Source organism: Streptomyces sp. NPDC051567 (assembly GCF_044454165.1).
Taxonomy (GTDB): Bacteria; Actinomycetota; Actinomycetes; order Streptomycetales; family Streptomycetaceae; genus Streptomyces.
On sequence record NZ_JBITDK010000015.1, the window covers coordinates 49,534 to 62,424 of the forward strand.

Genomic DNA, 12,891 nt, shown 5'->3' on the forward strand with positions numbered 1-12,891 from the left:
TCCCCATGAAACACCGTGTGACGCAGGGCAGTCCACGCGAAATCGCTCCCCGGCGGTACCGCTCCGGCCGCGATGCCCTCGTGCGGCACGTCCTCGTACGACCTGTCCTCGCACGGCCGTTCACGCACGCACCGGAGCACGTTCCGCACGCCGCGCCCCGTCCGCACCGCGGCGCCCCTCCGGGGCGCGCACCGCACGTACCGCCGCACCGCACGCACCGCACGCACCACGGCACCGCACGCACCATGTCCCCCACCTCCCCTCCCACCAGGAGTTCTTGGTGTCCCAGCACAGAGCTGTGCGTACGTCCCTCCTCGCCACCGCCGTCGCGGTCACCCTCCTCGCCACCGCCGGCCAGGCCGTGACCCGGGCCGACGAAGCCCCGGCCGCCGCCCTTCCGGCCGCCGCCCCCGGGGCCTTCGCCCAGGGCGCCCCCGGGCCCGGCGCGGGGAACCCTTTCGACGAGGTCGAACGCCTCGCCTCCGCCTCCGCCTCCGCCCCGGCGCCCGCCCCGGCCCCCGGTGGCGGCCGGGCCGACGCCTCCGCCGACGCCTCCGCCGCAGGCCAGGTGCCCGGGCCCGCCGTCGCCGCCGCGCCGGCCGGGAAGAGCCCGGCGCCCGCCCCGGCCGCGCCCGTCGCGCGCAGCCTCGGCTTCGCCGTCCCCTGCACCCTCGACGGGATCACCCGGCTCGCCCCGGAGCAGTTCGCGGACTTCCTCGCCGACCCGGCCGTCCTCGCCGACGGCTGCCTGCGCGGCCTGATATGGACCTGGGACGCCCGGCTGGTCCCCGTGATGTCCGACGCCCACGTCCAGGCCGTCTCGCGCCGGATATCGAGCCTGGCCGCCGCCCACGACGGCCGCAACTCCTCCCACCTGGAGGAGATGTTCACCTACCTGCACGCGGTCGCCTACCACGACTTCTCGCGCTCCGAGATAGACATCACCGACGCCCCGACCGTGGACGCCATGCGCCGGGCCGTCGCCGACTTCGCCGCCGCCCCCCGCACCTTCGACGTCACCGACGCCAACGCGAGCACCCTGCGCGAGGCCCTCACCGCCGCGAGCGCGCCCGGCCTGCGCCAGCACCAGCTCGGGCTGATCAAGAAGGTCCTGGCCACCATGGACCCGGCCCACCCCGCCACCCACCTCGACGCCACCTGGGCCGGAGCCGCCCTCGCCGCGCTCTCCGTCAACTACCTCGGCGTCTACCCGGGCAACCAGGACACCGCCTTCCACACCGCGGTGGCGGGCGACGCCCCGTACCGCGCCGCCTTCAAGGCGTTCGCCTCCTACGCCCACCTGAAGGGCACCGCCAACTCCTGGGTGGCGCGCGACGCGCTCGGCGAGTACGGCCGCTTCGGCCAGGTCGCGGGGCTCCAGGGCCAGGTCGCCGCCGACCTCGGAGCCCTGCTGGAACCCGTCACGTCCGTCTTCGGCGACGGCAGCGAGCAGTGGGCGAAGCTCGTCTCCTGGCTCAACTACTACGACGCCTGCAAGCCGTACGGGGTCTGCAAGGAGGACATCGAGAAGCGGATCTTCCCCTACACCTACACCTACGACAACGGCGCCATCAAGGTCCGCACCGGCCTCGACCGGGCCACCGTCGACCAGCTCTACTACGCGAGCAAGCAGGTGAAGGCGCAGTTCCACCGCGTCCTGGGCACCGAACAGCCCCTGGCGGGCGACCCCAACACCACCCTGAACATCGTCCTGTACGGCTCCCGCGCCGACTACGAGAACTACCACCCGATCCTGACCGGCTACGACACCGACAACGGCGGCATCTACATCGAGAACGGCGCCACCTTCTACACCTACCAGCGCCGCGTCCCCCAGGACTCCTCCCTCACCCTCGAAGAACTCTTCCGCCACGAGTACGTGCACTACCTCAACGGCCGCTACGCCGTCCCCGGCTTCTTCGGCGAGGGCCCCTGGTACCAGAACGACCGGACGACCGCCATGGACGAGGGCACCGCCGAGTTCTTCGACGGCGCCACCCGCGACAACGGCGTCGCGGTCCGCAAGTCCCTGGTCAAGAGCGTCATCGCGGACACGTCCGGCGGCGGCCCGCGGATGACCGTCCGGCAGATCCTGAACGCCACCTACGACGGCGACGGCTTCCGCTTCTACAGCTACGCGGGCACCTTCTTCGAGTTCCTGTGGACCGAGCGGCCCTCGCTGCTGCGCGAGATGTACGGCCGCCTGCGCGCGAACGACGTGGCGGGGTACGACGCCTGGCGCTCCCGCACGGCCTCGGACCCGGGGCTCCAGAGCGGCTACGACCGGTTCCTCGACGCGCAGATCGCCAAGGTCGACCAGCTCTACGTGCCGAACACCGTCTTCACCCCCGTCGAGCGGCTGCGCGACTCCGCGCTCGCGTCGGTGAAGTCCTCCTTCGCCACGGCCACGTACAACACCCCGGACTGCGTGGAGAACGGCGACCCGGGCAAGCGGCGCTTCACCTGTACCGGCCGGATCACGGCCAACCTGAAGGACTGGCGCAGCGACGACCAGAACTTCAAGGACATGTCGGAGACGGTCGACTACTTCCTCCTCGACCGGGCGGGCGCCGCCTCGAACAACCTGGCCGACATGAACTGTTCCTTCGGCCCGGTGGAGATCTGGTCCAACAGGGCGGCGGGGACGTCGGCTTTCAGCTGTGAGGGCCCGCTCCGCGGCTGACCCCGTAGCTGAACCTGCGGTTGATCCACAGCTGATCCGTAGCTGATCCGGACCAGGCCGGTCCCGTCGTCGGACGGGGGTGGGACCGGCCTGGTCGCACACCTGCCCAGTCAAGAAAGAATGTGACATATTACTGCCGTGCCCAAGAGAGACTCCCTGGACGCCGTGATCATCGGCGCGGGTGTGGTCGGCGCCGCGTGCGCGTACTACGCCGCCCGCGCCGGACTCTCCGTCGCCGTGGTCGACCGGGGCCCCGTCGCGGGCGGCACCACGGGCGCCGGCGAGGGCAACCTGCTGGTCTCCGACAAGGAACCCGGACCCGAACTCGACCTCGCCCTGCTCTCGTCGCGGCTCTGGCGCGAACTCGCCGCCGTCCTGCCCCGGGAGATCGAGTACGAGGCCAAGGGCGGCCTCGTCGTCGCCCCGGACGAGGCCGCGGCCGGGGCGCTGCGGGCCTTCGCCCGGGGCCAGCGCGCGGCCGGGGCCGAGGCGGTCGAGGTGGGCGCGGACGGCCTGCGGGAGCGGGAACCGCACCTGGCCCCCGGCCTGGCGGGCGGGTTCCACTACCCGCAGGACGCCCAGGTCCAGCCAGCCCAGGCGGCGGCCCGGCTCCTGGCCGCCTCGGGGGCCCGGGTGTACCTGGGCGAGGAGGTGACGGGCTTCCTCCACGACACCGGACGCGGGGCCCCGCCCGGACCCGTACGGGGTGTCCGCACCCCGTACCGCGAACTCCTGGCCCCGGCCGTGGTCAACGCCGCGGGCACCTGGGGCGGCCGGATCGCCTCGCTCGCCGGGGTCACCCTGCCCGTCCTGCCGCGCCGGGGCTTCGTCCTGGTGACCGAACCGCTGCCGAGGGTCGTCCGCCACAAGGTCTACGCCGCCGACTACATCGCGGACGTGGCCAGCGGCTCCGCCTCCCTCCAGTCCTCGGCGGTGGTCGAGGGGACCCCGGCGGGCCCGGTGCTGATCGGGGCCACCAGGGAGCGGGTCGGCTTCGACCGGAGCCTGTCCACCGAGGCCCTGCGCCGGCTCGCCGCCCAGGCGGCGGCCCTCTTCCCGGTCCTCGCCGACGTCCGGGTGATGCGGGCCTACCACGGCTTCCGGCCCTACCTGCCCGACCACCTCCCGGCGATCGGCTTGGACCCGCGCCGCCCCGGGCTGCTGCACGCCTGCGGCCACGAGGGCGCGGGCATCGGCCTGGCCCCCGCCACGGGCCTGCTGATCGCCGCCGCCCTCACCGGGGCCGAACCCGCCCTGGACCCCGGCCCGTTCCGCCCGGACCGCTTCGCGGCGGTCACCGTACCCGAGGAGGACCACCGATGAACGGCGCACAGGGACGGGACCCGGACCCGGACCCGGACCGGGACCGGGACCGGGACCGTACCTGGTTCCTCACCCGGTTCCGCCGGGGGCGGGCCCGGACACCCCGGTCCCTGGTCGGCGGGGGCCCGGCCGACCGGCACACCCTCGCCTTCGACGGCCGGGAACTGCCCGCGCAGCCGGGGCAGAGCATCGCCGCCGTGCTGTGGAACGCCGGAATCCTCGCCTGGCGCACCACTCGCGAAGGCGGCGCCCCGCGCGGCGCGTTCTGCGGGACCGGCAGTTGCCACGACTGCCTCGTCACCGTCAACGGCCGCCCGAACCAGCGTGCCTGCCTCGTGCCCGCCGGGCCCGGGGACACCGTCACCACCCAGGAGGGGACCGGCCGTGCCGAACTCGGCGTCTGACCCCGGCCGGGCGGCCGAACCCGGCCCGCTGCCGGGTACCGGCGTCGCCTCCGGCCCCGGCGGGGTCTGCGGGCTCGCCGTCGTCGGGGCGGGTCCGGCCGGGCTGGCCGCCGCCGTCACGGCCGCCGGGCTGGGCCTGCGCGTCACTCTGCTCGACGCGGGGGAGCGGCCCGGCGGGCAGTACTACCGCCACCCCGCGCCCGGACTCGGCGCGGCCCGGCCCGAGGCCCTGCACCACGACTGGGCCGCCTTCGCCCGCCGCGAAGCGGCCCTGCGCGCCCACGTGTCGGCCGGCCGGATCACCTACCTGCCCGGCCACCACGTCTGGACGGTGGTCCCGGACGGCGACGACGCCGGTGACAGCGACGGTGACGGCGTCGGCGTCGGCTGGCGGCTGCACGCCGTCGCCGGGCCCGAGGAGGCCGCCGCGACCGTCCGGGCCCGTGCCGTGCTCCTCGCCACCGGGGCCCACGAGCGGCACCTGCCCTTCCCCGGCTGGACCCTGCCCGGGGTGGTCGGGGCGGGCGGGGCGCAGGCGATGCTCAAGAGCGGCCTGGTGCTGCCGGGCCGCCGGACCGTCGTCGCCGGGAGCGGCCCGCTGCTGCTCGCCGTGGCCGGCTCCCTCGCCGCCGCCGGAGCCACCGTGCCCGCCGTGGTGGAGGCCGCGCACTACACCGCCTACGCGGGCCGGCTCCCCGCCCTGCTGCGCAACCCCGGCAAACTCGCCGAAGGCGCCACGTACGGCGGGGCCCTGCTCCGCCGTCACATCCGGCTCCTCACCCGGCACGCCGTCACCGAGGCGCACGGGACCGACCGGGTCGAGGCCGTCACCGTGGCCCGGCTCGGCCGGGACTGGCGCCCGCTGCCCGGCACCGCCCGCCGGATTCCCTGCGACTCCCTCGCCGTCGGCCACGGGCTCGTGCCCCAGCTGGAACTGGCCACCGGCCTCGGCTGCGCCACCCGCCGCGACCGCGACGCCACCGTCGTCCTGGAGCTCGACGCGGGCCAGCGCACCTCCGTCCCCGGCATCTGGTCCGCCGGGGAGACCGGCGGCATCGGCGGGGCCCGACTGGCCCTCACCGAGGGGGAGATCGCCGCCCACTCGGCCGCCGGACGGCCCGCCCCCGCCGCGCTCCTGCGCCGCCGGGCCCGGCTGCGGGCCTTCGCCGGGGCGATGTCCGCCGCCCACCGGCCCGGCGAAGGCTGGACCGGCTGGCTCCCGGACGGGGCCGTCGTGTGCCGGTGCGAGGAGGTCCCGGCGGGCCGGATCAGGGAGGCCGTCGAGGGCCTCGGCGCACGGGACGCCCGTACCGTCAAACTGCTCACCCGGGCCGGTATGGGCTGGTGCCAGGGCCGGATGTGCGGTCCGGCCGTCGCGGCCCTCGCCGGGGAGGAACCCGCGCCCGACCGCCGGCCGCTGTCCTGCCCGGTCCCGCTGCGCCACCTGGCCGGACTGCCGCCCGCCGGAGACTGACCAGGCCGCCTGACGGCCCGTCCACCCGCTTGCCCGTCTCCTGTCCTGATCCGCCCGCCGCCCCGGTCCGTCTCCCCGGTCCGTCTCCCTGACGGGGCACCGATCCGGCGCGTCCGGACCCTTGTGGCCGCCTTGCGCCACTTAATAAAATGTCACACATCACTCTAGGGAGCCCACTCATGACCACCCCCGCGCACGCCACCACGGACACCCCCGCGCCCCGCACCCGCCCCTGGCGCGGAATCATGGTCGCCACCACGCTGCCCCTGCGCACGGACCTCACCGTCGACTACGACGCCTACGCCGCACACGTCGCCTGGCTGATCGCCAACGGCTGCGACGGCGTCGTCCCCAACGGCTCCCTCGGCGAGTACCAGACCCTCACCGACGAAGAACGCGCCCGGGTCGTGCGCACCGCCGTCGAGGCCGCGGGCGACGGAGCCCGCGTCATGCCCGGGGTCTCCGCCTACGGCAGCGCCGAGGCCCGCCGCTGGGCCGACCAGGCCGCCGAGGCCGGCGCCGGCTCCGTCCTGCTCCTGCCCCCCAACGCCTTCCGGGCCGAGGAGGACGCCGTACGCGCCCACTTCGCCGAGGTCGCCCGCGCCGGGCTGCCCGTCGTCGCCTACAACAACCCCTTCGACACCAAGGTGGACCTGACCCCGGCCCTGCTCGCCCGCCTCCACGCCGACGCGAGCATCGTCGCCGTGAAGGAGTTCAGCGGGGACGTCCGCCGCGCCTACGAGATCGCCGAACTCGCCCCCGGCCTCGACCTGCTCGTCGGCGCCGACGACGTCCTGCTCGAACTCGCCCTCGCGGGCGCGGTCGGCTGGATCGCCGGCTACCCCAACGCCCTGCCCCGCTCCTGCGCCACGCTCTACCGCGCCGCCGTCGGCGGCGACCTCACCGCCGCCCTGCCGCTCTACCGGTCCCTGCACGCACTGCTCCGCTGGGACTCCAGGACCGAGTTCGTCCAGGCCATCAAGGTCTCCATGGACCTCGCGGGCCGCCCCGGCGGCCCCACCCGCCCGCCGCGCCTCCCGCTCACCGGGGAGACGGGCGCAGCCGTCCGCGCCGCCACCGAAAAGGCCCTCGCCGAGGGCCTCAACTAGTGCCGCGTCGGGCAACGTCCGCCCCGTCGCGACGCCCGGCACGCACTCCCGCCGTACCGGCCGAAAGCCCAGGTACGTCCCGTACGAGGACTTCCGGCCGACACGCCGGGACCACGCACCGGACGCCGCTCCTCGACGGGCGAACGTCGCCCGACGCGGCACCAGCTCCCAGGGGGGACCCCATGCGCACACGTCACGTCTACCACGCGGTGGACTCGCACACCGAGGGCATGCCGACGCGGGTGATCACCGGCGGGGTCGGGGTGATCCCCGGCGCCACCATGGCCGAGAAGCGGCTCCACTTCATCGAGCACATGGACCACGTCCGGACCCTGCTCATGTACGAGCCGCGCGGCCACGCCGCGATGAGCGGCGCGATCCTCCAGCCCCCCACCCGGCCCGACGCCGACTTCGGCGTCCTCTACATAGAGGTGTCGGGGCTGCTGCCCATGTGCGGGCACGGGACCATCGGGGTCGCCACCGTCCTGGTCGAGACCGGCATGGTGCCCGTCACCGAACCGGTCACCACCGTCCGGCTCGACACCCCGGCCGGGCCGGTGAGCGTCGACGTCCGGGTCGAGGACGGCGCCGCCACCGCCGTCACCCTCACCAACGTCCCCTCCTACTGCGCCGGACTCGGCCTGAAGACCGAGGTCCCCGGCCTCGGCACGGTCGCCTACGACCTCGCCTACGGCGGCAACTTCTACGCCTTCGTCGAACTCGACTCCCTCGGCCTCCCCTTCGACCGCGCCCGGGGGGACGCACTGCTCGCCGCCGGACTCGCGGTCATGGACGCCGTCAACGCGGGCGCCGACCGCCCCGTCCACCCCGAGGACCCCTCCATCGCCGGGGTCAAGCACGTCTACCTCGCCGCCCCCGGCTCCGACGCCCGCCGCTCCCGGCACGCCATGGCCATCCACCCCGGCTGGTTCGACCGCTCGCCCTGCGGTACGGGCACCAGCGCGCGCATGGCCCAGCTGCACGCCCGCGGCCTGCTGGAACTCGGCGCCGACTTCGTCAACGAGTCCTTCATCGGCACCGAGTTCACCGGCCGGCTGGTCGGGGAGACCACCGTCGGCGGGCTCCCGGCCGTCGTCCCCACGGTGACCGGGCGGGCCTGGATCACCGGCACCGCCCAGTACTTCCTCGACCCCCGCGACCCCTTCCCCGCCGGCTTCCTGCTGTGACCCCACCGCGCGCCACCGCGCTGCCCCTCACCGGTCTGCGGACCACCGACTACCACACCGCGGGCGAGCCGTTCCGGATCGTCGACACCACCGCCGAGGGGTTCCCGGCCGTCCCCGGGGAGAGCGTCGCCGAGCGCTGCGCCGCCGCCATCGGACCGGGCGGGTCCGGGACCGCCCCGCGCCGGAGCGCGCTGGACGACGTCCGCAGGCTCCTCGTACGGGAGCCGCGCGGCCACGCCGGGATGTACGGCGGGTTCGTCGTCCCGGCGGACGACGAGGGGGCCCACTTCGGGGCGCTCTTCTGGCACAAGGACGGCTGGTCCACCGCCTGCGGCCACGGCACCATGGCGCTCGGGGCGTGGGCCGTGGAGAGCGGCCGGGTCGCGGCCCCGGACGACGGGGAGACGCGGGTGCGCATCGACGTGCCGTCCGGCCGGGTCACCGCCACCGTCCGGCGCGACGCCGGGCGCACCACCGGGGTCGCCTTCCGCAACGTCCCGGCCCGGGTGGGCGCCCGCAGGATTCCCGTCGCCACCACCCTCGGGCTCGCCGAGGTGGACATCGCGCACGCCGGGGCCTGTTACGCCTCCGTCGCCGCCCGCGACCTCGGCCTGGAGGTCTCCCCGGCGGCGCTGCCCGCGCTGGTCCGGGCCGGGCGGGAGATCCGGGCCGCGCTCGCCGCGCACCCGGCCGCCTGGCATCCCGGGGGAGCGCTCCTCTCGGGGGTCTACGGGGTGATCCTCCACGAGGATCTGCCCGACACCCCGTTCGGGCCGCACCAGCGCAACGTCACCGTCTTCGCCGACGGGCAGATCGACCGCTCGCCCTGCGGCTCGGGCACCTCGGCCCGGCTCGTGCTGCTGGCGGAGGACGGACGGCTCCCGGCGGGCCGGGAGCTGCTGCACGAATCGGTCGCGGGGACGGTCTTCACCGGGCGGATTCTGCCGGGGAAGGCGGAAGGCGGGCTGGTCACCGAGGTCACGGGCACGGCGTACCGGACGGGCGAACACACCTTCTTCACCGCCCCGCACGACGCCCTCGACACCGGGTTCCTGCTTTGACGGGAACTGGCGCGGGTGCGGGCGCGGGCGCGGGTGCCTGTTCCTGCGAGGCCGGAGCGGTTGCGGCGTCCGGTGCCGTGCCGTCGGGCGGCGGCGGGGCCCTGTCCGTGCCTCCGGCCGGGCCCGCGCCCGGTGCCGGTGGTGGTGGCGCCGTCGGAAGTGCCGGTGGCGGGCTCGTGCAGTGGGGTGCGCGGGAGACGGCCGGGCTGCTCACCCCGGCCGCGGCGGCCGACGCCCTGGCCGCCGCCCTGCTGGCCGGGCTGGACCCCGAGCGCTGCCCGCCGCGCGCCGCGGTCGCCGTGCCCGGCGGTGAACTGCTGCTGATGCCGGCCGCGTCCGGCGGGTACGCCGGGGTGAAGATCGCCGGGGTCGCGCCCGGCAACCCGGCCCGGGGGCTGCCCCGGATCACCGGGGCCTACCTGTTGCTCGACGGGCCCACCCTGCGCCCGCTGGCCCTGTTCGACGGCGCGGCCCTCACCGCGCTGCGCACCCCCGCGGTCTCCGCTCTGGCCCTGCGGTACCTGGCCCCGGCCGGGCGCCCGCTGCGGCTGGTGCTCTTCGGCTCGGGCCCGCAGGCGTACGGCCACCTCGAAGCGGCCCTCGCCGTGAGGGAACTGGCCGGGGTGGTGGTCGTCGCCCGCGACCCCGGGCGCGCGCGGAGGCTGGCCGCGCACGCCCGTTCCCTGGGCGTGGCCGCCCGCACCGGCACCCCGGCGGACGTGGCCGGGGCAGACCTGGTCATCTGCTGCACCAGCGCCCGGCGACCGCTCTTCGACGGGCGGCTCGTCGGCCCGGACGCGACCGTCGTCGCCATCGGTTCCCACGAGCCGCAGGCCCGGGAGATCGACACCGCCCTGGTCCGGCGCGCGGCCGTGTACGTCGAGTCGCGCGCGGCGGCCCTGCGCGAGGCGGGGGACCTGCTGATCCCGGCGGCCGAGGCCGGGGACGCATCCGGCGGCAACGGGATGACGGACGGGCCGGCCGGGTCCGCTGGCGCCGGCGGGCCCGTTCATATCAACGGCACCCTCGCCGACCTGGTGCGCGGCCGGAAACCGGGGGGAGGGCCGCCGGGTTGTCCACAGCTCTTCAAGGGCGTCGGCGCGGCCTGGGAGGATCTTGTCGTGGCGGTCGCGCTGTTCGAGGCCGCTGGGGCGAACAGCGCAACGTGACATTGTACGCTGTTGCCTCTGCCGATCGGTGGTGTCGGGGGTCTCGGAGGAAACGCAATGGGTGACCTGAAACAGCACAGTCTCATCAAGGCCCAGGAACGGCTCCGCGACCAGGTCGGCCACGCGCTGCGGGCAGCCCTGATAGCGGGTGAGCTCCGCCCCGGGAGCGTCTACTCGGCACCCGGCCTCGCGGCCGAACTCGGCGTCTCGGCCACCCCGGTCCGCGAAGCCATGCTCGACCTGGCCCGTGAGGGTCTGGTCGAACCGGTCCGCAACAAGGGCTTCCGGATCACCGAGGTCAGCGAGCGGGACCTGGACCAGTTCACCGAACTGCGCACGATGATCGAGGTACCGACCATCGGCCGGATCACCGAGATCGCCACGGCCGCGCAACTGGAGGCCCTGCGCCCGGTCGCGGAGGAGATCGTCACCAACGCGCGCGAGCACAACCTCATCGGCTACCTGGAGGCCGACCGCCGCTTCCACCTCACGCTGCTGGGGCTGGCGGGCAACGACCGCCTGGTCGAGACCGTGGGCGACCTGCGCAAACGCTCCCGGCTCTACGGCCTGACCGGCCTGGACGAGGCCGGCAAGCTCGTCTCCTCCGCCGAGGAGCACATAGAACTGCTCGACCTGATGCTCAGCGGGGACGCGCAGGCGGCGCAGGCGTGCATGCTCCGTCACCTCGGCCATGTCCGCTCGCTCTGGGCACAGGGCCGTGACGAGCCGGTGGGCCGACCGCCGAGCCGCCTGGGGAGCCCCGCCAAGGGCTGACCCGGACCCCGGTCCCGGGGAACGTCTCCCGGAACCCGGAGTGTCCGAGTGGTGGGGCCCGGAGCGCGGGCTTAGCGTCGAGAAGATGGACCAGAACGCAGCACCGAGCGGCGGCAGCGGGACCGGCGGCACGGTCCGGGGGAGTGCGAAGGGGAGCACGAAGGGGGAGCGGCCCGGCCTCGCACTGCTCGTCATCGCCTGCTGCCAGCTCATGGTCGTCCTCGACATCACCATCGTGAACATCGCGCTGCCGCACATCCAGAGCGCCCTCGGCTTCTCCACCGAAAGCCTCTCCTGGGTCGTCAGCGCCTACACCCTCACCTTCGGCGGCCTGCTCCTCCTGGGCGGCCGGACCGGTGACATCCTCGGCCGCCGCCGCGTCTTCGTCTTCGGCGTCCTGCTCTTCGGCCTGGCCTCCCTGCTCGGCGGCCTCGCCCAGAACGAGGGCCAGCTGCTGGCCGCCCGGGCGCTCCAGGGCGTCGGCGGCGCCATCGCCTCCCCGACCGCCCTCGCCCTGATCACCACCACCTTCCGCGAAGGCCCCGCCCGTAACCGGGCCTTCGGGGTCTACGCCGCCGTCTCCGCCGGTGGCGGCGCGATCGGGCTGCTGGCCGGCGGGGTCCTCGTCGAATGGCTCGACTGGCGCTGGGTGTTCTTCGTCAACGTCCCGATCGCGCTGCTGATCGCCCTGGCGGCGCCCCGGGTCATCCGCGAGTCCCCCCGCCACCCCGGGCACTTCGACTCGGTGGGCGCACTGCTGTCCACGCTCGGCATGGTCTCGCTCGTCTACGGCTTCATCCGCGCCTCCCAGGAGGGCTGGGGCGACGGGCTGACCCTCGGTTCCTTCGCGGCGGCCGTGGTCCTGCTCGCGCTCTTCGTCCTCAACGAACGGCACTCGCCCCAGCCGATCACCCCGCTGCACATGCTCTCCGACCGGAACCGGGCCGGCTCCTACGGCATCATGCTGCTCCTCGCCTGCGCCCTCTTCGGCATGTTCTTCTTCCTGACCCTGTTCGTGCAGGACGTGCTGGGCTTCAGCCCGCTGCGGGCCGGGCTCTCCTTCCTGCCGGTCAGCGTCGTGATCGCGCTGACCGCCGGGGTCACCTCACGGCTCCTGCCCAAGTTCGGCCCCAAGCCCTTCATGGTCTGCGGCGCGCTCTGCGCGACCGGCGGCCTGGCCTGGCTGACCCGGATCGACACCCACTCGACGTACCTGGGCAGCGTGCTGGGCCCGATGCTGCTCTTCAGTCTCGGCCAGGGCATGCAGTACATCTCGCTGACGCTGACGGCCCTGTCCGACGTGCCCGAGCGGGAGTCGGGCGCCGCCTCGGGGCTGCTCAACTCGATGCAGCAGGTGGGCGGATCGCTGGGCCTGTCCATCCTGGTGACGGTCTTCGGCACGGCCAGCCGCGCCGAGACCCGCCGCCAGCTGCCGGAGTTCCTCACCTCGGCGGACCCCGCACAGAAGGCCCTCTTCGCCCGCACCGGGCAACTGCCGGGGCCGTGGGGCACCCAGGTCCTCACCTCGGGCGTGAGCGCCGCCTTCGTCGTGGCGGCGGCGTTCGTCCTGGTCGCGGCCGCCATCGCGCTCTTCGTGATCCAGATCCGCCCCGCCGACCTCCAGCGCCTCCAGGGCAACCACATCCGTACGGCGGCCCCGGACACCACCCGGGCGCCCGGAACGCCGCCGTGACCCGTGGTCCCGGG

General features: G+C 74.8%; 10 protein-coding genes. All 10 read left to right on the forward strand.

Going from position 1 to position 12,891, the window contains the following annotated elements:
- The first annotated feature begins 280 nt into the window (after positions 1–280).
- The 10 genes from ACIA5F_RS18245 to ACIA5F_RS18290 all read left to right on the forward strand — a co-directional run bounded on the left by ACIA5F_RS18245 (position 281) and on the right by ACIA5F_RS18290 (position 12,877).
- Positions 281–2,683 (forward strand): collagenase, encoded by a 2,403-nt coding sequence (locus ACIA5F_RS18245; protein WP_399354058.1) that lies wholly within the window; start codon positions 281–283, stop codon positions 2,681–2,683.
- A 138-nt stretch (positions 2,684–2,821) separates the two neighbouring features.
- The gene (locus ACIA5F_RS18250) at positions 2,822–4,006 is read left to right on the forward strand and encodes an NAD(P)/FAD-dependent oxidoreductase (RefSeq protein ID WP_399354060.1); all 1,185 of its coding nucleotides are present in this window, start codon (positions 2,822–2,824) and stop codon (positions 4,004–4,006) included.
- Complete coding sequence (locus tag ACIA5F_RS18255; protein ID WP_399354062.1) at positions 4,003–4,410, forward strand: (2Fe-2S)-binding protein; 408 nt, start codon at positions 4,003–4,005, stop codon at positions 4,408–4,410. The genes ACIA5F_RS18250 and ACIA5F_RS18255 overlap by 4 nt, the downstream gene beginning before the upstream one ends.
- 28 nt (positions 4,411–4,438) lie before the next feature.
- Positions 4,439–5,884: an NAD(P)/FAD-dependent oxidoreductase gene (locus tag ACIA5F_RS18260; RefSeq protein ID WP_399354225.1), complete on the forward strand. Its 1,446-nt coding sequence runs from the start codon at positions 4,439–4,441 to the stop codon at positions 5,882–5,884.
- Positions 5,885–6,063: 179 nt separating this feature from the next.
- Complete coding sequence (locus ACIA5F_RS18265; RefSeq protein ID WP_399354064.1) at positions 6,064–6,993, forward strand: dihydrodipicolinate synthase family protein; 930 nt, start codon at positions 6,064–6,066, stop codon at positions 6,991–6,993.
- 182 nt (positions 6,994–7,175) lie between these two features.
- Positions 7,176–8,180, forward strand: coding sequence for a proline racemase family protein (locus ACIA5F_RS18270; protein WP_399354066.1), 1,005 nt, complete (start codon positions 7,176–7,178; stop codon positions 8,178–8,180).
- Positions 8,177–9,241, forward strand: a complete 1,065-nt coding sequence (locus ACIA5F_RS18275) for a proline racemase family protein (RefSeq protein ID WP_399354068.1) — start codon at positions 8,177–8,179, stop codon at positions 9,239–9,241. The genes ACIA5F_RS18270 and ACIA5F_RS18275 overlap by 4 nt, the downstream gene beginning before the upstream one ends.
- Before the next feature lie 176 nt (positions 9,242–9,417).
- Positions 9,418–10,410, forward strand: a complete 993-nt coding sequence (locus tag ACIA5F_RS18280) for an ornithine cyclodeaminase family protein (RefSeq protein ID WP_399354070.1) — start codon at positions 9,418–9,420, stop codon at positions 10,408–10,410.
- Between the two features lie 57 nt (positions 10,411–10,467).
- A complete protein-coding gene (locus ACIA5F_RS18285; RefSeq protein WP_399354072.1) occupies positions 10,468–11,184 on the forward strand; it encodes a GntR family transcriptional regulator in 717 nt (238 codons plus the stop codon).
- A gap of 85 nt (positions 11,185–11,269) precedes the next feature.
- Complete coding sequence (locus tag ACIA5F_RS18290) at positions 11,270–12,877, forward strand: MFS transporter (protein WP_399354074.1); 1,608 nt, start codon at positions 11,270–11,272, stop codon at positions 12,875–12,877.
- Positions 12,878–12,891 lie beyond the last annotated feature (14 nt).

Coding starts and splice junctions, on each gene's coding strand:
- ACIA5F_RS18255 (WP_399354062.1), top strand. CDS start 4,003: ATGAACGGCGCACAGGGACGGGACCCGGACCCGGACCCGGACCGGGAC.
- ACIA5F_RS18265 (WP_399354064.1), top strand. CDS start 6,064: ATGACCACCCCCGCGCACGCCACCACGGACACCCCCGCGCCCCGCACC.
- ACIA5F_RS18270 (WP_399354066.1), top strand. CDS start 7,176: ATGCGCACACGTCACGTCTACCACGCGGTGGACTCGCACACCGAGGGC.
- ACIA5F_RS18285 (WP_399354072.1), top strand. CDS start 10,468: ATGGGTGACCTGAAACAGCACAGTCTCATCAAGGCCCAGGAACGGCTC.
- ACIA5F_RS18290 (WP_399354074.1), top strand. CDS start 11,270: ATGGACCAGAACGCAGCACCGAGCGGCGGCAGCGGGACCGGCGGCACG.